Here is a 17,105-nt window from a genome sequence, read left to right as displayed (position 1 = left end):
TAACACCGCGACCACCCGTGTGCCTTCCCGGTGCTAGCTGTGAGCTAGCTGAACGTCCCGGCGGCCCGCATGACGAGCTCGGGCGCCAGGCCGACGAGGACGGCCACGACGGCGGCGGCCGCCACGGCGGCGGCAACGGGCCAGCTCACCCGCTGTTTCACGAGGTCGGGGGAGCCCTCGCCGGCCTCGCCGAAGAGGCCGGCCGCCGCGCGGACGTAGTAGGCCAGGCCGATCACGGCGTTGAGCGCGACCACGATGGCCAGCCAGACCGCGTCGCCACCGAGCAGCGAGCGGACCACGGCGACCTTGGCGAACAGGCCCGCGAGCCCCGGCGGCAGGCCGGCCAGCCCGGTGAGGGAGATCACCAGGACGGCGGTCAGCCAGGGGGAGCGGCGGGCCAGGCCCCGGTAGTCGGCGAGCTCGCCGCCGTCGGCGGCGCCCCGGACCGCGACGAGCGCGCCGAACGCGGAGAACTCCAGCACGACGTAGAAGAAGGCATAGGCCAAGGTGGCCGCGACCAGCAGCTCGACGGCCGGCCCGGTGCGCCCGCCGGCGGCGAGCAGCGCGCCGAGCGGGGCCAGCAGGTAGCCGGCCTGGGCGACCGACGACCAGGCGAGCAGCCGCACCATGCGCCGCTGGCGCAGCGCGACGAGGTTGCCGACGGTCATGCTCAGCACCGCGAGCACGGCCAGGGTGAGGCCCGACGTGGCGAGCACCGGCCGGGCGGCGGACACGCCGACGAGCAGCAGCGCGACCACGCCACCGAGCTTGGACGCCGTCGACAGGTAGGCGGCGACCGGTAACGGCGCCCCGTCGTAGGTGGCCGGCGCCCAGGCGTGCGCGGGCACCGCGGCGACCTTGAACGCGAGGCCGGTGAGCAGCAGGATCACGCCCACCTTGAGCAGCGGCTCGGCGGCCGGCGCGACCCGGGCGCCCGCGATGTCGGCGAAGTGGACGCCGCCGGTGGCGGTGAAGACGAGCGCGGCGCCGAGCAGCGCCACCGCCGTCGACACGACGCTGACCACGAAGAACGTCACGGCGGCGGAACCACCCGAGCGGTTGCCGCGGCGGAGCCCCACGAGGAGGTACAGCGGCAGCGTCAACGTCTCGAGCGCCACGATCAGCGTGATCAGGTCGCGGGCGCCGCCGAGCACGACCGCGCCGGTCATCGAGGCGGCGAGGAGGAAGCAGTACTCCCCGGCCGGCACCTCGCCGGTGCGCAGCAGCGGCACCGACAGTGCCAGCGCGCCCAGGGCGAGCGCGGCGAACACCCCGGCGACGATCGCGGTCGCGGGGTCGAACACCAGCGAGCACTGCTCCGGCCCGAGGCAGAACGCGGTCCGCCGGGCGCCGTCGTCGAGCCCCACGCCGACGGCGGCGGCGGTGGCGATCGTGCCGAGCATGCCCAGCGCGGTGACCCCGGCCACGACGCCCCGCCGCCCCGGGACCAGCAGGTCGGCCAGCAGGGCGAGGACGGCGGTGCCGGCCGCGACGTACGTCGGCAGGAGCGCGACCTGGTCGATCCTCATCGGCCGAACACCTCCGCGAGGGCCGCCACCGGATCGGCGGAGTAGGAGAGGACGAGCGGCGGCAGGACGCCCAGGGCCAGGGTCAGCACCACGAGCGGCGACCAGGCGACGATCTCGGCCGGGCCGAGCCGGGCCTGCGGGCCGAGCCCCGCGACCACCGGGCTGGCCGGACCGTGGGTGACCCGGCGCAGCAGGCGCAGGAAGTAGGCGGCGGCGAGGGCCGCGCCGACCGCGGCCAGGACGCCGAGGGTGATCCACAGCGGGCCGCCGCGCTCGAACGCGGCGACGACGGCGAACGCCTCGCCCCAGAAGCCGGCGAGGCCGGGCAGGCCGAGCGAGGCGATCGCGGCGTAGGCGAGCACGCCGCTGAGGGCCGGCGCGGTCTCCCGCAGCCCGCCGAGCCGGGCCAGCTCGCCGGTGTGCGCCCGGTCCTTGATCCCGCCGGCGATGAAGAACAGCAGGCCGGTGACGATGCCGTGGGCGATGTTGCCGATGAGGGCGGCCTGCAGGCCGGTGGCGGTCAGGGTCGCGATGCCGAGCAGCACGAAGCCCATGTGGCCGACCGACGAGTAGGCGATGAGCCGCTTGAGCTCGGTCTGGGCCAGGCAGACCAGGCCGCCGGCGATGATCGCGGCGGTGGCCAGGACGGCGAGGACCGGGGCGCTGCGCGCGGCCCCGTCGGGCGCCACGCCGACCGCGACCCGCAGCAACCCGTAGGTGCCCATCTTCAGCAGCACGCCGGCCAGGATCACCGAGCCCACCGTCGGCGCCTCGGTGTGGGCGGCCGGCAGCCAGGTGTGCAGCGGCCACAGCGGGCTCTTGACCGCGAATGCGAGGGCGAGCAGCACGAACGCGAGCAGCTGCATGTCCCGCGACATCGGGCGGGTGGCCGGGTCACCCAGCGCCACCAGGTCGGCGGTGCCCGACGCCGACACGACCACGAAGACGCCGACCAGGAGCAGCACCGAGCCGAACAGCGTATAGAGCACGAACTTGCGGGCCGCCCGCCGCCGGTCGGCGCCGCCCCAGCCGGCGATCACCGCATACATCGGCAGGAGCACGACCTCGAAGAACACGAAGAACAGCACCAGGTCGAGCGAGAGGAACACGCCCAGGATGCCGACCTCCAGGACCAGCAGCAGCGCCACCAGCAGCCGGCCGCGGCCCGGGTCCGGCACCCGCCAGAGGCAGTAGGCGCAGCACAGCATGGTCAGCAGCGCGGTGAGCAGGACCAGCGGGTAGGAGATGCCGTCGATGCCGAGGTGGAACCGCAGGCTCAGCGCCGGTGCCCAGGGCAGGTCGAGCTCGGCCCAGGGCGCGACGCGCGACGCCGTGCCGGGCGCCACGTTCGGCGGGCCGAACATGAGCGTGACGCCGAACGTGGCGGCGGCGAACACCGTGCCGGCCACCCGCCCGGCGCGGTCGAGCCGGGCCGGCAGGCCGGCGGCGGCCAGCGCGCCGATCGCCGGCAGCAGCAGCGTGGCCAGCAGGAGCGTCTCTCCGGTGGTCATCGGGCCACCCCCACGACGATCGCGACGACCACGCCGATGACGACGGCCCCACCGAGCACGGTGGTGGTCGCCCGGGGCAGTGCGGCCATGTGGACCCGGGCGAGCAGCCCGCCCGCGCCCCCGGCGCCGGACCCGACCCCCTCGACCGCGCCGTCGACGAACCGCTCGTCGGCCCGCCGCCCGGCCCGGGCCAGGGCCGCGACCGGCCGGGTGACGAGCGCGTCCTGCACCGCGTCGAGATAGAAGGCGTTGGCGAACAGGCGGGTGGCGGCGGTGTCGGGCAGCGGCGCCGCCGGGTCGCGGCGCCAGGCGAGCCAGCCCCCGGCCGCCAGCAGGACGAGCGGGACGATCGCCAGCCAGGTCAGGTGCGCGACCGGCTCGGCGGCCCGCAGCGGCATCGCGCCGTCGGCCCCGCCCCACCCGCCGCCGGCCAGCCGGTCGCTGAAGCCCGTGGCGAGTCCGGCGAACCCGAGCAGCACGGTCGGCACGGCGAGCACCAGCAGCGGCCCGCGCATCGCCCACGGCGGCTCGTGGCCCGCCCGCGCCCCGTCCGACCGGGGCTCGCCGGCGAACGTGCGCCGCCACAGCCGCACCACGTAGGCCGCGGTGACCGCGACGGTCAGGCAGGCGGAGACGAACACGACGGCGGCGACGCCCCGCGGCAGCGGCCCGTGGCCGCCGCCGGTGGTGGCGTGCCAGGCGGCCTCCACGATCGCGTCCTTGCTCCAGAACCCGGCGAACACCGGCACCCCGGCGAGCGCGGCGAGGGCGGCCGTCATGGTCCAGAACGTCGCCGGCATCCGCTCCCGCAGCCCGCCCATCGCCGCCATGAGGTTGGTGCCGACCGCGTGGATCACCGCTCCGGCCGCGAGGAACAGCAGCGCCTTGAACGCCGCGTGGCTGAGCAGGTGGAACAGCGCGGCCGCGGGCGCGCCGACGGCGAGCGCGCCGGTCATGTAGCCGAGCTGGCTGACCGTCGACCAGGCCAGCACCCGCTTGATGTCGTCCTGCCCGAGGGCGGACAGCGCGCCGAGCAGCATGGTGACCGACGCCATCAGCGCCAGCACGACCAGGGCCGCCGCCGACCGCTCGAACAGCGGGAACAGCCGGGCCACGACGTAGACGCCGGCCGCCACCATCGTCGCGGCGTGGATCAGGGCCGAGATCGGGGTCGGGCCGGCCATCGCGTCGGGCAGCCAGGTGTGCAGCGGGAACTGCGCGCTCTTGCCGGCGACCCCGGCGAGCAGCAGCAGGCAGGCGGCGGTCACCGTGCCGCCCGACAGGTCGGCGGCGAACACGTCCGCGATGCGGAAGCTGCCGGCCCGCACCCCGAGCAGCACGATGCCGAGCAGGAAGCCGACGTCGCCGACGCGGGTGACGAGGAACGCCTTGACCGCGGCCCGCGGCGCCTCGGGCAGCCGCCGGTCGTGGCCGATCAGCAGATAGGAACAGATGCCCATGACCTCCCAGCCGATGAGCATCACGATCAGGTCGCCGGACGCGACGACCAGCAGCATCGCGCCGGTGAAGAGGCTGACCTGGGCGGCGTAGGGCGCGTAGCGGTCGTCGCCGTGCAGGTAGGCCACCGAGTAGACCTGGACGCACAGGGCGACCACGGCGACCGCGACCGCCACCAGCCCGGCCGGGCCGTCGAGCCAGGTGCCGAAGGTGACGGCCAGCCGGCCGAACTCGGCGAGCACGTGGCCGCGGTCGGGCCCGTGGGGGCCGCGCACGGCCGCGGCCACCGCGATGACGAGCGCCGCGGTGGCGCCGCCGACGCCGAGCACGGCCGCCGGCACCCGCCGGTCGCCGCGCAGCAGCAGCCCGGCCAGGCCGAGGGCGAGCGGGACCCCGGGCAGGGCGGCGCCGAGCGGATCGATGATCACGCCGAAACCTCCTGGTCGGGCCGGGCGGTGTCGTCGAGCTCCAGCTCGTCGACCACCACGCTGCGGCGCAGCCGGTAGAGCTGCAGGATCAGCGCGAGCCCGACGCCGACCTCGGCCGCGGCGAGCACGATCACGAACAGCGTGAACGTCTGCCCGGCGTGCGGCACGGCGGCCCGGATGGTGGCGTCGGCGGTGACGAAGATCAGGTTGACCGCGTTGAGCATCAGCTCGACGGCCATGAGCAGCAGCACGGCGTTGCGCCGGACGACCACGCCGTAGACGCCGATGCCGAACAGCAGCGCGGCGATCGTGAACGGCAGCACGGGATGCATCAGCCCCGCCTCCTCACGCCGATGTCCGGCCGGGACACCACGATCGCGCCGACCAGGGCGGCCAGCAGCAGCACGGAGATCAGCTCGAAGGGCAGCACCCAGGTGCGGAACAGCGCCGCGCCGAGCCGCTCGGCGGTGCCCGGCTCGGGCAGGTCGACCCGGGTCCAGCGGAACGCGTCGATCAGCAGGACCGCGAGCCCGGCGCCGGACCCGCCCCCGACCAGCACCCCGGGCCAGCGGGCCCGGTCGAGGTCGTCGCTCGCGCCGATCGGCGCGCGGGTGAGCATCACCGCGAAGAGCAGCAGCACGACGACGGCCCCGACGTAGAGCAGGACCTGGACCCAGGCCACCAGCTCGGCGGTGAGGACCAGATAGAGACCGGCGATCGCGCCCAGCGCCACGACCAGCCACAACCCGGCTCGCACGACGTGCCGCGTCGTCACGACCAGCAGGCCGGAGCCCAGCGCCACCGCGCCGAGCGCGCCGATCAGCACATCGGCAGTGGTCATCGCTGAGCCAACCTCATGGCGACATCCTGCCACCAAGGTCCGACAGGAATCGACCGCCGGAACGGCTCAGGCGCGCTTCGCCGCCGCGGTCTGTTCCTTCGCCGGCTCGCCCCGGTGGTCGTGCGCGGGCGGGGCGGGCACCGTGGGCACCCACTCCTCCAGGCGCTCCTTCTCGTGCAGCAGGTCGCGGATGTCGTGCTCGGCGTACTCGAACTCCGGGGACCAGTGCAGCGCGTCGAAGGGGCAGACCTCGATGCAGATCCCGCAGTACATGCAGAGCGAGAAGTCGATCGCGAACCGGTCGAGGACGTTGCGCTGGCGCGGGCGGGCGGCCCCGGGGACCAGCACCTCCTCCTTGTGGGAGTCGATGTAGATGCACCAGTCGGGGCACTCGCGGGCGCACAGCATGCAGACCGTGCAGTTCTCCTCGACGAGCGCGATGACCCCGCGGGTGCGCGGCGGCAGGTCGGGCTCGACGTCCGGGTACTGCTGGGTGGTCGACCGTCGCGTCATCGTGCCGAGCGTGACGGCGAGACCCTTGGCGAGACCCTTCCCGGGGAACTCCATGAGTTCATCGTACGGCTCCGAAAATTGTCGTACACCAGTTCTAAGATGTAGGCATGAACGAGCGACGGTGGTGGAACGGTCGTTGGTCCCGGCTGGTCCGGCGGGACATCTTCGTGCGCAACGCGGCCGACGGCCGCTGGCAGGTCGAGCTGCTGCGGGGTGGCCCCGAGGGCCGGCGGCGGATCCGCAGCTTCCCGTCCGAGGACGAGGCGGTCCGCTGGATCGAGTCGGCGGTCCTCGCGGACGACGGCTGGCGGGAGATCCCCGACTCCCGACGGGCCGGAAAAGTTGCCCCAAAACTGCGTAGGGTGAGCTGATATAGCCGGTTCGCCAGAGTTGAAATCGGCCGAAAGGTCGATTCTTACGGTCGAGCGAGTCATCCTGGGTGCCGCACTGTTGGTAACGACGTGGGCTGTGGCACGATCGTGGGTAACCAAACCGGACCTGGTGTCACTGCGATCGCATGGGAGCGACTGATGCGCGACAAGATGCTTGGCCGGTGGATGTTCCGTTTGGCGGTGACGATCGGCGCGGGTTCCGTCGCTCTCGGTCTGCCAGCGGCAGCAGCGCATGCCGATGACCTGAGAAACAGCGGCCGCGTTGCGATCCCCGGCGCGGTGCAGATCGTTGGCACGCCCATCGTGGTGCGACCGGTGAGCCCCGGCGACATCGCGGTGACCGAGGACTTCGGCTGGGGCTGAGCAGCCCCCTTGGGCATGCGGGCGGCTGACCAGCGCTCAGCGCCCTAGGGATTGGGGAACGGGTGCCGGCTCCGAAAACTCCGGTCAGCCGTGCCGACCGGCACGCCTGGCTGATCACCGGACCCCTGTTCGTCCTGGGCATCCTGCTGTCACTGCCGGTCGTGCTGTCCAAAGACGCGCGCGCGATCGACTACAACATCGAATACGCGCCGGTCCTGTTGCTGCTGGCCATCGCGGCCTCCCACATGCAGCTGCGGTTCGACGTGCGGCGCCAGGCGCTCATCTTCTGGATGAACGACGTCCCGGTGCTGCTCATGCTGTTCTATCTCTCGCCCGAGCTCGCCATCGTCATCCGGCTCGTCGCCGGCCTGATCTGGAACGTCTTCAGCGGCCGCCTGGGCCCGCACAAGGTCGCCTTCAACGCCGCCGGGCACATCGCCGGCGTGGCGGCCGCCAATCTCGTGGTGTTCGAGCTCGGCCTGGGCGGGGCCGGCGACCCGCGCACCTGGCTGGTGCTCGGCCTGGGGATCGTGGCCGGCAACATCATCGTGGTCGCGGCCCTTTCCGGCGTGATGGTGCTGTTGCAGGGCGTCGCCTATCTGCCGCAGTTCCTGCGCACGTCCGTCCCCGGTTTCGGGGTGATGGGCGTCAACATCGTCATCGGCCTCATCATGCTGCTGACGCTGCAGGCCAGCGACTGGGCAAGCGTGCTGCTGATCGCATTGGCGTTACTGCTCGGCGTCGTCTATCGCGCCTATGCGCAGTTCCTGCGACAGCACAAGAGCCTGACCGCGCTCTACTCGCTCACCCAGGACATCGCGACGACCAACCACGACGGCACCCTGCCCGACGTGCTGCTCGGCCGCGTCCGGTCGCTGTTCGCGGCCGACTCGGCGACGCTGTGGGTCCCGGCCCACGGCCGTCACCAGGAGACCCTGCTGTCGGCCCGGTTCGACTACCAGGGCCTGCTCGACAACGCGCCGACCCCCGACCTGTTCCGCCAGCTGGCGATGCGCACCGGCGAGACGATCGCGGTCGGGCCCAAGGTCGGCGATCCGGACCTGCGCGCCACCCTCCAGGACGCCGGGGTCAAGGACGTCATCGTCGTGCCGCTGCGCTCCAGCGGCGTGCCCATCGGCACGCTGGAGGTCGCCGGACGCCTCGGCGAGCAGACCGCCTTCGGCAAGGAGGACGTGCAGCTGCTCGAGACGCTGTCCGCCCACGCCGGGGTGGCGGTCGAGAACAGCCGCCTCGTCGACCGGTTGCAGTTCGACGCCAACCACGACGCGCTCACCGGCCTGGCCAACCGCCGCCGCATGCTGGAGGCCCTCGGCGAGGCGATGAGCGGCCGCGCGGCCCGCGAGGTCGTGGCCGTGCTGCTCTTCGACGTCGTCGCGCTGCGCCAGGTCAACGACTCGCTCGGCTACGCCGCCGGCGACAAGGTGCTCATCGAGGTGGCCCGCCGGCTGCGCGACCTCGCCCCGCAGGGGGCCCTGGTCGCCCGGGTCGGCGACGACGAGTTCGCGGTCGAGCTGCGCACCGCCGGCGCCGACGCGGCGATCGCCGTGGCCGACACGCTGCGGGCCGGGCTGCGCGACCGGATGGTGATCGAGATGCTCACCATCGACATCGACACCAACGTCGGGGTCTCCATCTACCCCGACCACGGCTCCGAGCCCGAGGTGCTGCTCCAGCGGGCGCACGTGGCCACCCACGTCGCCAAGTCCCGCGGGATCGTCCAGCTGTTCAACGCCGGGCTGCAGTCCCGGTCCGTCCGGCGGGTGGGGCTGGCCACCGACCTGGAGGCCGCCCTGACGGCCGGGGAGCTGGAGGTGTACTTCCAGCCGAAGGTCGCCCTCAAGGACCGCCGGCTGGTCGGCGTCGAGTGCCTCGCCCGGTGGGAGCACCCCGTGCACGGGCAGGTCGCCCCGCCCGACTTCGTGGCCGTGGCCGAGCACACCGGTCAGCTCGCCAGGCTCAACGGCGTGGTGCTGCGGGAGGGCATCCGGCGGGCCCGGGAGTGGGCCGACGCCGGCCGGTCGCTGTCCGTCGCGGTCAACCTCTCGGCCCGCACGCTCAGCGACGCCGACTTCCCGTTACACGTCGCCGAGCTGCTCGACGAGCACTGCGTGCCCGCGGACCGGCTCATCCTGGAGATCTCCGAGGAGGACGAGCTGCTCGGCGGTGGGCGCAGCCTGCCGACCCTCAACCGGCTCCGCGACCTCGGCGTGCGGCTCTCCGTCGACGACTTCGGCGTCGGCCGCTCCTCGTTCGCCGACCTGAGCCGCCTGCCGGTCCAGGAAGTCAAGATCGACCGCACGTTCGTGCAGGGGATGGCGACGTCGCCGAGCGATCTCGCGATCGTGCGCACGATCGTCGACATGGCCCGCAACTTCGGCCTCGACGTCGTCGCCGAGGGCGTTGAGAGCGAACTCACCCTCGGGCTGCTCGAAGACATGGAGTGCGGGATGGGCCAGGGCTTCCTGTTCAGCCGCGCGCTGCCCCACGAGCGGTTCGAGTCCTGGCTGCAGGTGCAGACCGACGCCGATCCGACGGTCGCCCCCGCGGGGGAAGTGCGCTGGTTGCGGGCGGTTCCGTAGCCCGGCGGGAGACCTCGGCCGGGAAACCGGGGAAGTCGATTTCGTGCCTGGGCGCGGGCCGTGTACGCTTAGCGGGCGCATGTGCGAGATCGCACCTGATGCGCCCCCTTAGCTCAGTCGGCAGAGCGTCTCCATGGTAAGGAGAAGGTCTACGGTTCGATTCCGTAAGGGGGCTCGAGACCGGGCTTGAGACATCGAGTCCGCCGCGGCGGTGTAGCTCAGATGGCAGAGCAAGCGGCTCATAATCGCTGTGTCGCCGGTTCAAGTCCGGCCACCGCTACAGAAGCACCATAGGACGCCCGATTGGGCGTCCGTCTGTGTGAGCCGCTATGCTGGTTCGCTGGATCTGACTCCCCGTTGAAGGAAGGCACTTCGCCATGGCCAAGGCGACCGACGTTCGTCCGAAGATCACGCTGGCGTGCACGGAGTGCAAAGAGCGCAACTACATCACCAAGAAGAACCGTCGCAACGATCCGGACCGCATCGAGCTGAAGAAGTTCTGCCCCCGCGACGGCAAGCACACGGTGCACCGCGAGACGCGGTAGTAGCAGCGCGCCATTCACGTCAAACAGCGCCCCGGCCCACCGGCTGGGGCGCTGTTTGCTTCCGGGTAAATTGCACTGCATGCCGCTCGATCAGTCGTACCTGGGCCGGGTGTACCCGCCGACCCCGCCCTACGAGGTAGGCCGGGAGAAGATCCGCGAGTTCGCCGACGCGGTATTCGCCGCCGACCCGGTGCACCGTGACCTCGCCGAGGCGCGCGCCAAGGGGTATGCCGACGTGATCGCGCCGCCCACGTTCGCGATCATCCTGAGCCAGAACGCGGGCCAGCAGCTCGTCGACGACGACACGTTCGGCATGGACTACAGCCGCGTCGTCCACGGCGGCCAGACGTTCCGCTACGAGCGCCCGATCGTCGCCGGCGACCACCTGGTCACCGTCATGACGGTCGAGGAGATCAGCAGCCGGGCCGGCCACGCGTTCCTCACCACCCGCCACGAGGTGTCGACGGTTCAGGGCGAGCTCGTGGTGACCATCTGGACCCGGCTCGTGATCCGAGGGGAAGGCTGAGATGCAGGTCGGCACCGAGTTCCCCCCGCAGACGTTCCGGGTCACCCGGGCGGATCTGGTCCGCTACGCGGGCGCCTCCGGCGACTTCAACCCGATCCACTGGAGCGACCGCCGGGCGAGCGCCGTCGGGCTCCCCGGGGTCATCGCCCACGGCATGCTCACCATGGGCCTGGCGGGCCAGGCCGTGGCCTGCTGGGTGGGCGGCACGGCATCGATCGTGGAATATTCCACGCGCTTCGCCAACCCGGTCGTGGTGCCCGACGACGACAAGGGGACCGAGGTCGTCGTGGCCGGCGTGGTGAAGAAAGTCCTGGATGACGGCCTGGTGCAGATCGACGTCACCGCCACCTGCCAGGGGGAGAAAGTGCTCGGTGCGGCGAAGGCGATCGTTCGCCCGCACGCGTAGGAGGGGGGTGGTTGGGGAATCCCGGCCCGAACCCGTACACTGGTCCGCCGTGGGGTGAGCAACCTGTGTGTTGTGATCGTCACGAAGGGGTGTGGCGCAATTGGTAGCGCAGCGGTCTCCAAAACCGCAGGTTGCAGGTTCGAGTCCTGTCGCCCCTGCGCCGAAGGCCTGACCTGGGTCTGGTGCGCCCGATCGACATGATCGGGACGACGACCGCAGCGGTCACGGTTGGTTCATACCGCGCGCCGCCGGCTCTTCGCCGGTGGTCCGGCGACACCACACCGAAACCGCACGAGGCCCCGGGTCTTGCCGTCGGTCGTGCACGGACCGAGCACTCGCGAGATCACGGAAGAGGGCGAAAGTGGCCGAACGCAGGCGACGCGGGACCGACCCCGCCGACGATCGCCGTGAAGAGGAGCTCAGCGCCGAAGACGCGGCCATCGAGGAGGAGTTCGCCGACGAGCTCGACGACCTCGAGGTGACCGAGGACGACGACGCCGACGGCGACGCCGACGACGAAGAGCGCGCGAGCAAGAACGGCCGTGCCAAGGACACCAAGTCGAAGGACCTCAAGACCAAGGACTCGGACAAGAAGCAGACCAAGTCCAAAGAGGGACGTTCGAACAACATCTTTGCGCGGCTCATCAACTTCATCCGCGAGGTTGTCGCCGAGCTGCGTAAGGTTATCTGGCCGACCCGCAAAGAGCTGACCACCTACACGCTCGTCGTCGTGGTGTTCGTGATCGTGATGCTCGCGATCGTCGCCGGACTCGACTACGGCTTCGCCAAGGCGGTGCTCTGGGCCTTCGGGAACGGCAGCCCGGACGAGTAGTCCGGCAGCGCGCACGGGCAGCACCGCACCACGGGGCGAGGACCAGACAGACGGAAGTGAGCAGCGTGCAGGAATTCGACGAGACGCCCGAGACCGACGACGAGCAGCGCGAGGAAACGTCGACGGTGCTGACGGCTGCCACCACCAGCGTGGTGTCCGACAGCGAGGACCCCGTCGCCGAGCTGCGTGCCGCCCTGCGCTTCGCGCCCGGTGACTGGTATGTGGTGCACTCCTACGCCGGTTACGAGAACAAGGTCAAGACGAATCTCGAGACCCGCATCACGAGCCTCGACATGGAAGAGTTCATCTACCAGGTCGAGGTCCCGACTCGTGAAGAGGTCGAGATCAAGAACGGCAAGCGCACCCAGGTGCAGAACAAGGTCTTCCCCGGCTACATCCTGGTCCGGATGGAGCTGACCCCGGAGTCGTATTCCTGCGTCCGGAACACCCCCGGGGTGACCGGCTTCGTGGGCGCGACCGACCGTGCCGACCGCCCGGCCCCGCTCTCGCTCGACGAGGTGCTGAAGTGGCTGGCCCCGGTCGTGCAGCAGGAGGGCGGCAAGAAGGCCGGCAAGCCCGAGGTCAAGGTCCTCGACTTCGAGGTCGGCGACTCGGTCACCGTCACCGACGGCGCGTTCGCCTCGCTGCAGGCGACCATCAGCGAGATCAACGCCGACCAGCAGAAGTTGAAGGTGCTCGTCTCGATCTTCGGTCGCGAGACCCCGGTCGAGCTCAACTTCAACCAGGTCACGAAGATCTAATTCGCCTGCGGTACGCTTGAGCGTCCGGCTCCGAAGCCGGACGCATCGGCGTGCCTGCGAAACGGCACGAACCAATCCAGCCCAGGAAGACGAAAGCAGCCATGCCTCCGAAGAAGAAGCTCGTCAAGACCTTCACGCTTCAGTTGCCGGCAGGCCAGGCCACCCCGGCGCCGCCGGTCGGCCCCGCCCTCGGTCAGCACGGTGTGAACATCATGGAGTTCGTCAAGGCGTACAACGCCCAGACGGAGTCCCAGCGCGGCGACATCATCCCGGCGCAGATCAGCGTCTACGAGGACCGGACGTTCACGTTCATCCTCAAGACGCCGCCGGCCGCCCGCCTGCTGCTCAAGGCCGCCGGCGTGCCCAAGGGCTCCGGCGTCCCGCAGAAGGACAAGGTCGGCTCGATCACCAAGGCCCAGCTGCGTGAGGTCGCCGAGAAGAAGATGTCCGACCTCAACGCCAACGACATCGAAGAGGCCGAGAAGATCATCGCCGGCACCGCCCGCTCCATGGGCATCGTCGTCAAGGACTGAAGCACCGCCAGCTAGTGGGAGGACGCCCCGGCGGGCGTCCGCACTGAGACCACAGGAGTAATCAGCGACATGTCGCAGCACGGCAAGAACTACCGCAAGGTCGTCGAACTCGTCGACCGCAACGCGCTCTACAGCCCCGCCGCCGCCGTCAAGCTGGCCAAGCAGACGTCGACCGTGAAGTTCGACCCGACGGTCGAGGTGGCCATGCGCCTGGGCGTCGACCCGCGCAAGGCCGACCAGATGGTCCGCGGCACGGTCAACCTGCCCCACGGCACCGGCAAGACCGCCCGCGTCATCGTCTTCGCGCAGGGCCCGAAGGCCGCCGAGGCCGAGGCCGCCGGCGCCGACGCGGTGGGCACCGACGACCTCGTCGCCCGGATCCAGGAAGGCTGGCTGGACTTCGACGCGGCGATCGCGACGCCCGACCAGATGGCCAAGATCGGCCGGATCGCGCGGATCCTGGGCCCGCGCGGCCTGATGCCGAACCCGAAGACGGGCACGGTCACGATGGACGTCACCAAGGCGGTCAACGAGATCAAGGGTGGCAAGATCACCTACCGCGTCGACAAGCACTCGAACCTGCACCTGATCATCGGCAAGCTCAGCTTCACCGACGAGCAGCTGATCGAGAACTACGCGGCGGTCCTCGACGAGGTCAACCGGGCCAAGCCGTCGGCGGCCAAGGGCAAGTACCTCAAGAAGGTCTTCCTCACCACCACCATGGGCCCGGGCATCCCGGTCGACCCGAACAAGATCCGCAACCTGCTCGAGGACGACTCGGTCACCACGACCGCGGCCGAGTAGCACCGGCAAGACGGGTAACACCGGGACAGCGTGTCTGTGGCACGCTGTCCCGGTGCGTTTCCAGGACGTCTGGTTCCGATACGCGCGCGGCGCCGCGTGGACGCTTCGCGGCGTCACCCTGACCCTCCCGCCCGGCGAGGTCGCCGTCGTCGAGGGCCGCAACGGCGCCGGCAAGTCCACGCTCCTGCAGCTCGCGGCCGGCGTCCTGCGGCCCGGCCGGGGCGCCGTCGAGGGCCGTCCGCCGGTCGTTGGCTGGGTGCCCGAGCGCTTCCCCGCCGACCAGCCCTTCACCGCCCGCGGCCTGCTGCGCCACATGGCCGCGATCCGCGGCGGTGACGAGGCCCAGATCGAGCGGTGGGCCGACCGCCTCGGCTTCACCGGCTTTCTCGACGTCCGGCTGAGCCGCCTCTCGAAGGGCTCGGCCCAGAAGGTCGGCCTGGTCCAGGCCCTGCTCGTGCCGCCCGACCTGCTGGTGCTCGACGAGCCGTGGGAGGGCCTCGACGCACAGACCCGCGAGCACGTCCCGCAGATCGTCGGCGAGGTGGTGGCGCGCGGCGGCTCGGTGCTGATCAGCGACCACCTCGGCGAGGTCGGCCGGCTCCCCGGTGCCCGCCGCTGGCACGTGCGCGACGGCGAGGTCCGCGAGGGCGCGCAGCTCGAGGCACGGCGCGTGATCGAGGTGGCCGTCGCGGCCGCCGACGCGCCCGAGGCCCTGGAGCGGCTGCGGGCCGGCGGCTTCGAGGTCCTCGGGGTGCGGGACGAGGTGGTGCCCCGATGACCGCGCTCGTCCGGATGCGGCTGGCCGGCTTCGTGCAGACCGGCCGGGCCGCGGCGCCCGTGCTGGCCGCGCTCGTGGTGCTGTCGATCCTCTACGGCGGCGGCCAGGCCCAGGCCGGCGAGGCCTACGGGGTCTCCGCCGCCGTCCTGTTCGGCGTGCTTGCCTGGCAGACGAAGATCCTGCTCGACGTCGAGCCGGACGTCCAGCGACGGCTCGGCCGGGTGGCGGTCGGCGGTGCGTTCCGGGAAACAGCCGCCGGCCTCCTCGCGGCCCTCGTTGCCGGCCTGCCGGTGGTCCTGATCGCGTTGGTGCTGCCGTGGGTGGTCGGCGGGGTGACCGGCCCGCAGCAGGCCGGCGACCCGCCCCTGGCCGAGGGCATCGCCCTCGGCGTGTGGGCGCACCTGCTGCTCCTGCTGCCGGCGGTGGCCCTCGGCGCCCTGGCCAGCCGCGCGGTGTCGGGTCAGGCGGCGCGCGGCCTGGCCGTGCTCGTCGGCGGCCTCGTCCTGGCGATCGTCCTGGGCCTGAAGAGCTCGCCGGCGCCGTGGCTCATGCCGCCCGTGATGGCGGCCGCCCGCGAGACGGTCGGCGGGGCCGACCTGGCGGCCGTCGCGCTGGCGACCGGCTGGGGCGTCGCGTGGACCGGGATCGTGATTGTTTTCTACGCGAGAATGCGCCTGACCAGGCCCTGATTTGGTGCGGCCGGACGCGCCGTGTATAAATGACTCGAAACCCGAAGACCGCTGGTCACGCTCTCCTGTCCAAAACAGGCGGACGTCGAAGGTCCCGCATCAACGCGGGCGACCCGCGCAGGGCCGGACACAGCAAGAATCGGCGCCGCCGCGCGCCGGATCGAGCCCCGTGCGCCCCTGCGCCGGGGCGTTTTTCGTTGCTGCGGGCTTTCCGATCGTGTGACCAGCACCGAAGCAAGGAGAGAGGAGGGACATGGCGGACAAGCCGGTTCGAGACGACAAGGCCACCGCGGTCGCGGAGCTCACCGAGCACTTCCGGGGCTCGACGGCCACCGTGCTGACCGAATACCGCGGGCTGACCGTGGCGCAGCTCAAGACCCTGCGCCGCAGCCTGGGCCGGGAGACCACGTACGCCGTCGCGAAGAACACGCTCGCGAAGCGTGCCGCGACGGATGCCGGCATCAGCGGTCTCGACGATTTGTTTGCCGGTCCTACCGCGCTCGCCTTCGTCTCCGGCGACCCGGTCGAGGCGGCGAAGAGCATTCGCGATTTCGCGAAGGCCAACCCGCTGCTCGTGATCAAGGGCGGCGTGTTCGAAGGCAAGGCCATCAGCGCGGACGAGGTCCGTCGCCTGGCCGACCTGGAGTCGCGTGAGGTGCTGCTGGCCAAGCTGGCCGGCGCCATGAAGGGCAACCTCAGCAAGGCCGCGGCCCTGTTCCAGGCGCCGCTGTCGAAGGCGGCCCGCACCGTGGCTGCCCTGCAGGAGAAGCGCGAGAAGGAATCCGGCGGCGCGGCCGAGTAGGCCGGTGCCCCACATCACACTTTCGGAAAGGAAACCGCCACCATGGCGAAGCTGAGCACCGAGGACCTGCTCGACGCGTTCAAGGAGATGACGCTGATCGAGCTGTCCGAGTTCGTCAAGAAGTTCGAAGAGGTCTTCGAGGTCACCGCCGCGGCCCCCGTTGCCATCGCTGCGGGCGGCGGCGCTGCCGCGCCGGTCGAGGAGAAGGAAGAGCAGAGCGAGTTCGACCTCATCCTCGAGGGTGACGGCGGCAAGAAGATCCAGGTCATCAAGGTCGTGCGCGAGCTGACCGGCCTGGGCCTGAAGGAGGCCAAGGACCTCGTCGAGGCCGCGCCGAAGGCCGTCCTCGAGAAGGTCAACAAGGAGACCGCCGACAAGGGCAAGGCGAAGCTCGAGGCCGAGGGCGCCAAGGTTACCCTCAAGTAACCTGCGACAACGCCATAGGGACGGCCGCCGGTTCGCCGGCGGCCGTTCGTGTTTTCGCGACCGGGTCGGATGCTGGTGCGATGGTAAGGACCCAAGATCTAGGGGTGTCGACCACAACACTTAGTGGTCGGACTGCGAGATATCTGTCACGGTGCCCCGACGCGCGTGGGAACCCTTGACGCGATGACCGGCGGGCAGGCACGCTAATCAGGCACTGCCTTTCCGCGGACGCGGCGGCCAGCGGCCCGACCGATGTGCCCCGGCCCTTCTTGGGTCCGGCTCTGAGCGCATCGACTGGTGAGCTGCAGGCCACGACCGACGCGAGCGGCTCGGCCGGTGGAGAAACGATCTTCGCGAAAGATCGTTGG

The 17,105-nt window shown here is 71.2% G+C and carries 19 protein-coding genes, 3 tRNA genes and 1 pseudogene; 17 read left to right on the top strand and 6 right to left on the bottom strand.

Annotation, left to right across the window (positions count from 1 at the left end):
- Positions 1-44: 44 nt before the first annotated feature.
- From IEZ31_RS09655 to IEZ31_RS09630, 6 genes and pseudogenes are all read right to left on the bottom strand, one after another.
- Complete coding sequence (locus tag IEZ31_RS09655) at positions 45-1,529, bottom strand: NADH-quinone oxidoreductase subunit N (protein ID WP_190249411.1); 1,485 nt, start codon at positions 1,527-1,529, stop codon at positions 45-47.
- On the bottom strand, positions 1,526-3,040 hold the full coding sequence (locus tag IEZ31_RS09650) for a complex I subunit 4 family protein (protein WP_190249410.1): 1,515 nt from the start codon (positions 3,038-3,040) through the stop codon (positions 1,526-1,528). Before IEZ31_RS09650 ends, IEZ31_RS09655 begins: the two co-directional genes overlap by 4 nt.
- Positions 3,037-4,926: an NADH-quinone oxidoreductase subunit 5 family protein gene (locus IEZ31_RS09645; protein ID WP_229834549.1), complete on the bottom strand. Its 1,890-nt coding sequence runs from the start codon at positions 4,924-4,926 to the stop codon at positions 3,037-3,039. The genes IEZ31_RS09650 and IEZ31_RS09645 overlap by 4 nt, the downstream gene beginning before the upstream one ends.
- The gene (gene nuoK / locus IEZ31_RS09640) at positions 4,923-5,258 is read right to left on the bottom strand and encodes an NADH-quinone oxidoreductase subunit NuoK (protein WP_190249409.1); all 336 of its coding nucleotides are present in this window, start codon (positions 5,256-5,258) and stop codon (positions 4,923-4,925) included. Before nuoK ends, IEZ31_RS09645 begins: the two co-directional genes overlap by 4 nt.
- A complete protein-coding gene (locus IEZ31_RS09635) occupies positions 5,258-5,767 on the bottom strand; it encodes an NADH-quinone oxidoreductase subunit J family protein (protein WP_190249408.1) in 510 nt (169 codons plus the stop codon). The genes nuoK and IEZ31_RS09635 overlap by 1 nt, the downstream gene beginning before the upstream one ends.
- 69 nt (positions 5,768-5,836) lie before the next feature.
- Positions 5,837-6,334 (bottom strand): annotated as a pseudogene (locus IEZ31_RS09630) (NuoI/complex I 23 kDa subunit family protein); the annotation flags it as partial.
- Positions 6,335-6,387: 53 nt separating this feature from the next.
- Between IEZ31_RS09630 and IEZ31_RS09625 the strand changes: the two are divergent.
- The 17 genes from IEZ31_RS09625 to rplL all read left to right on the top strand — a co-directional run bounded on the left by IEZ31_RS09625 (position 6,388) and on the right by rplL (position 16,737).
- A complete protein-coding gene (locus IEZ31_RS09625; RefSeq protein ID WP_190249406.1) occupies positions 6,388-6,651 on the top strand; it encodes a hypothetical protein in 264 nt (87 codons plus the stop codon).
- A gap of 159 nt (positions 6,652-6,810) precedes the next feature.
- Positions 6,811-7,035, top strand: coding sequence for a hypothetical protein (locus IEZ31_RS09620; RefSeq protein WP_190249405.1), 225 nt, complete (start codon positions 6,811-6,813; stop codon positions 7,033-7,035).
- 62 nt (positions 7,036-7,097) lie between these two features.
- Positions 7,098-9,635, top strand: a complete 2,538-nt coding sequence (locus IEZ31_RS09615) for a putative bifunctional diguanylate cyclase/phosphodiesterase (RefSeq protein WP_190249404.1) — start codon at positions 7,098-7,100, stop codon at positions 9,633-9,635.
- A gap of 102 nt (positions 9,636-9,737) precedes the next feature.
- Positions 9,738-9,810, top strand: a tRNA-Thr gene (locus IEZ31_RS09610).
- A 32-nt stretch (positions 9,811-9,842) separates the two neighbouring features.
- Positions 9,843-9,915: transfer RNA gene (locus IEZ31_RS09605), tRNA-Met, on the top strand.
- A gap of 97 nt (positions 9,916-10,012) precedes the next feature.
- Positions 10,013-10,180, top strand: coding sequence for a 50S ribosomal protein L33 (gene rpmG, locus IEZ31_RS09600; protein WP_033357682.1), 168 nt, complete (start codon positions 10,013-10,015; stop codon positions 10,178-10,180).
- A 79-nt stretch (positions 10,181-10,259) separates the two neighbouring features.
- Positions 10,260-10,706, top strand: coding sequence for an FAS1-like dehydratase domain-containing protein (locus IEZ31_RS09595; RefSeq protein WP_190249403.1), 447 nt, complete (start codon positions 10,260-10,262; stop codon positions 10,704-10,706).
- 1 nt (position 10,707) lies between these two features.
- Positions 10,708-11,112, top strand: coding sequence for a MaoC family dehydratase (locus tag IEZ31_RS09590; RefSeq protein ID WP_190249402.1), 405 nt, complete (start codon positions 10,708-10,710; stop codon positions 11,110-11,112).
- A gap of 85 nt (positions 11,113-11,197) precedes the next feature.
- Positions 11,198-11,270: transfer RNA gene (locus IEZ31_RS09585), tRNA-Trp, on the top strand.
- 203 nt (positions 11,271-11,473) lie between these two features.
- Positions 11,474-11,944 carry a preprotein translocase subunit SecE gene (gene secE, locus IEZ31_RS09580; protein WP_190249401.1) on the top strand — a complete coding sequence of 157 codons (471 nt, stop codon included), beginning with the start codon at positions 11,474-11,476 and terminating at the stop codon, positions 11,942-11,944.
- 125 nt (positions 11,945-12,069) lie between these two features.
- Entirely contained in the window at positions 12,070-12,705 is a 636-nt protein-coding gene (gene nusG / locus IEZ31_RS09575; RefSeq protein WP_373294551.1) for a transcription termination/antitermination protein NusG, read from the top strand.
- A gap of 101 nt (positions 12,706-12,806) precedes the next feature.
- Complete coding sequence (gene rplK / locus IEZ31_RS09570) at positions 12,807-13,238, top strand: 50S ribosomal protein L11 (RefSeq protein WP_190249399.1); 432 nt, start codon at positions 12,807-12,809, stop codon at positions 13,236-13,238.
- Positions 13,239-13,307: 69 nt separating this feature from the next.
- Complete coding sequence (gene rplA, locus IEZ31_RS09565) at positions 13,308-14,042, top strand: 50S ribosomal protein L1 (RefSeq protein ID WP_190249398.1); 735 nt, start codon at positions 13,308-13,310, stop codon at positions 14,040-14,042.
- 52 nt (positions 14,043-14,094) lie between these two features.
- Complete coding sequence (locus IEZ31_RS09560; RefSeq protein WP_190249397.1) at positions 14,095-14,820, top strand: ATP-binding cassette domain-containing protein; 726 nt, start codon at positions 14,095-14,097, stop codon at positions 14,818-14,820.
- Positions 14,817-15,509, top strand: a complete 693-nt coding sequence (locus IEZ31_RS09555; protein WP_190249396.1) for a hypothetical protein — start codon at positions 14,817-14,819, stop codon at positions 15,507-15,509. Before IEZ31_RS09560 ends, IEZ31_RS09555 begins: the two co-directional genes overlap by 4 nt.
- A gap of 253 nt (positions 15,510-15,762) precedes the next feature.
- Positions 15,763-16,311: a 50S ribosomal protein L10 gene (rplJ, locus tag IEZ31_RS09550; protein ID WP_190249395.1), complete on the top strand. Its 549-nt coding sequence runs from the start codon at positions 15,763-15,765 to the stop codon at positions 16,309-16,311.
- A gap of 42 nt (positions 16,312-16,353) precedes the next feature.
- On the top strand, positions 16,354-16,737 hold the full coding sequence (gene rplL / locus IEZ31_RS09545) for a 50S ribosomal protein L7/L12 (RefSeq protein ID WP_190249394.1): 384 nt from the start codon (positions 16,354-16,356) through the stop codon (positions 16,735-16,737).
- The last annotated feature ends 368 nt before the right edge of the window (positions 16,738-17,105 follow it).

It is taken from the genome of Dactylosporangium sucinum (assembly GCF_014647515.1).
Lineage (GTDB): Bacteria > Actinomycetota > Actinomycetes > Mycobacteriales > Micromonosporaceae > Dactylosporangium > Dactylosporangium sucinum.
The sequence above is the reverse complement of the archived record's forward strand: the minus strand, read 5'-3'. Positions and strand labels throughout refer to the sequence as shown.

Bases quoted from the DNA above. Each gene is read 5' to 3' on its own strand.
- IEZ31_RS09655 (WP_190249411.1), bottom strand. From the start codon at position 1,529: ATGAGGATCGACCAGGTCGCGCTCCTGCCGACGTACGTCGCGGCCGGC.
- IEZ31_RS09650 (WP_190249410.1), bottom strand. From the start codon at position 3,040: ATGACCACCGGAGAGACGCTCCTGCTGGCCACGCTGCTGCTGCCGGCG.
- nuoK (WP_190249409.1), bottom strand. From the start codon at position 5,258: ATGCATCCCGTGCTGCCGTTCACGATCGCCGCGCTGCTGTTCGGCATC.
- IEZ31_RS09635 (WP_190249408.1), bottom strand. From the start codon at position 5,767: ATGACCACTGCCGATGTGCTGATCGGCGCGCTCGGCGCGGTGGCGCTG.
- IEZ31_RS09625 (WP_190249406.1), top strand. From the start codon at position 6,388: ATGAACGAGCGACGGTGGTGGAACGGTCGTTGGTCCCGGCTGGTCCGG.
- IEZ31_RS09620 (WP_190249405.1), top strand. From the start codon at position 6,811: ATGCGCGACAAGATGCTTGGCCGGTGGATGTTCCGTTTGGCGGTGACG.
- rpmG (WP_033357682.1), top strand. From the start codon at position 10,013: ATGGCCAAGGCGACCGACGTTCGTCCGAAGATCACGCTGGCGTGCACG.
- IEZ31_RS09595 (WP_190249403.1), top strand. From the start codon at position 10,260: ATGCCGCTCGATCAGTCGTACCTGGGCCGGGTGTACCCGCCGACCCCG.
- IEZ31_RS09590 (WP_190249402.1), top strand. From the start codon at position 10,708: ATGCAGGTCGGCACCGAGTTCCCCCCGCAGACGTTCCGGGTCACCCGG.
- rplK (WP_190249399.1), top strand. From the start codon at position 12,807: ATGCCTCCGAAGAAGAAGCTCGTCAAGACCTTCACGCTTCAGTTGCCG.
- rplA (WP_190249398.1), top strand. From the start codon at position 13,308: ATGTCGCAGCACGGCAAGAACTACCGCAAGGTCGTCGAACTCGTCGAC.
- IEZ31_RS09555 (WP_190249396.1), top strand. From the start codon at position 14,817: ATGACCGCGCTCGTCCGGATGCGGCTGGCCGGCTTCGTGCAGACCGGC.
- rplJ (WP_190249395.1), top strand. From the start codon at position 15,763: ATGGCGGACAAGCCGGTTCGAGACGACAAGGCCACCGCGGTCGCGGAG.
- rplL (WP_190249394.1), top strand. From the start codon at position 16,354: ATGGCGAAGCTGAGCACCGAGGACCTGCTCGACGCGTTCAAGGAGATG.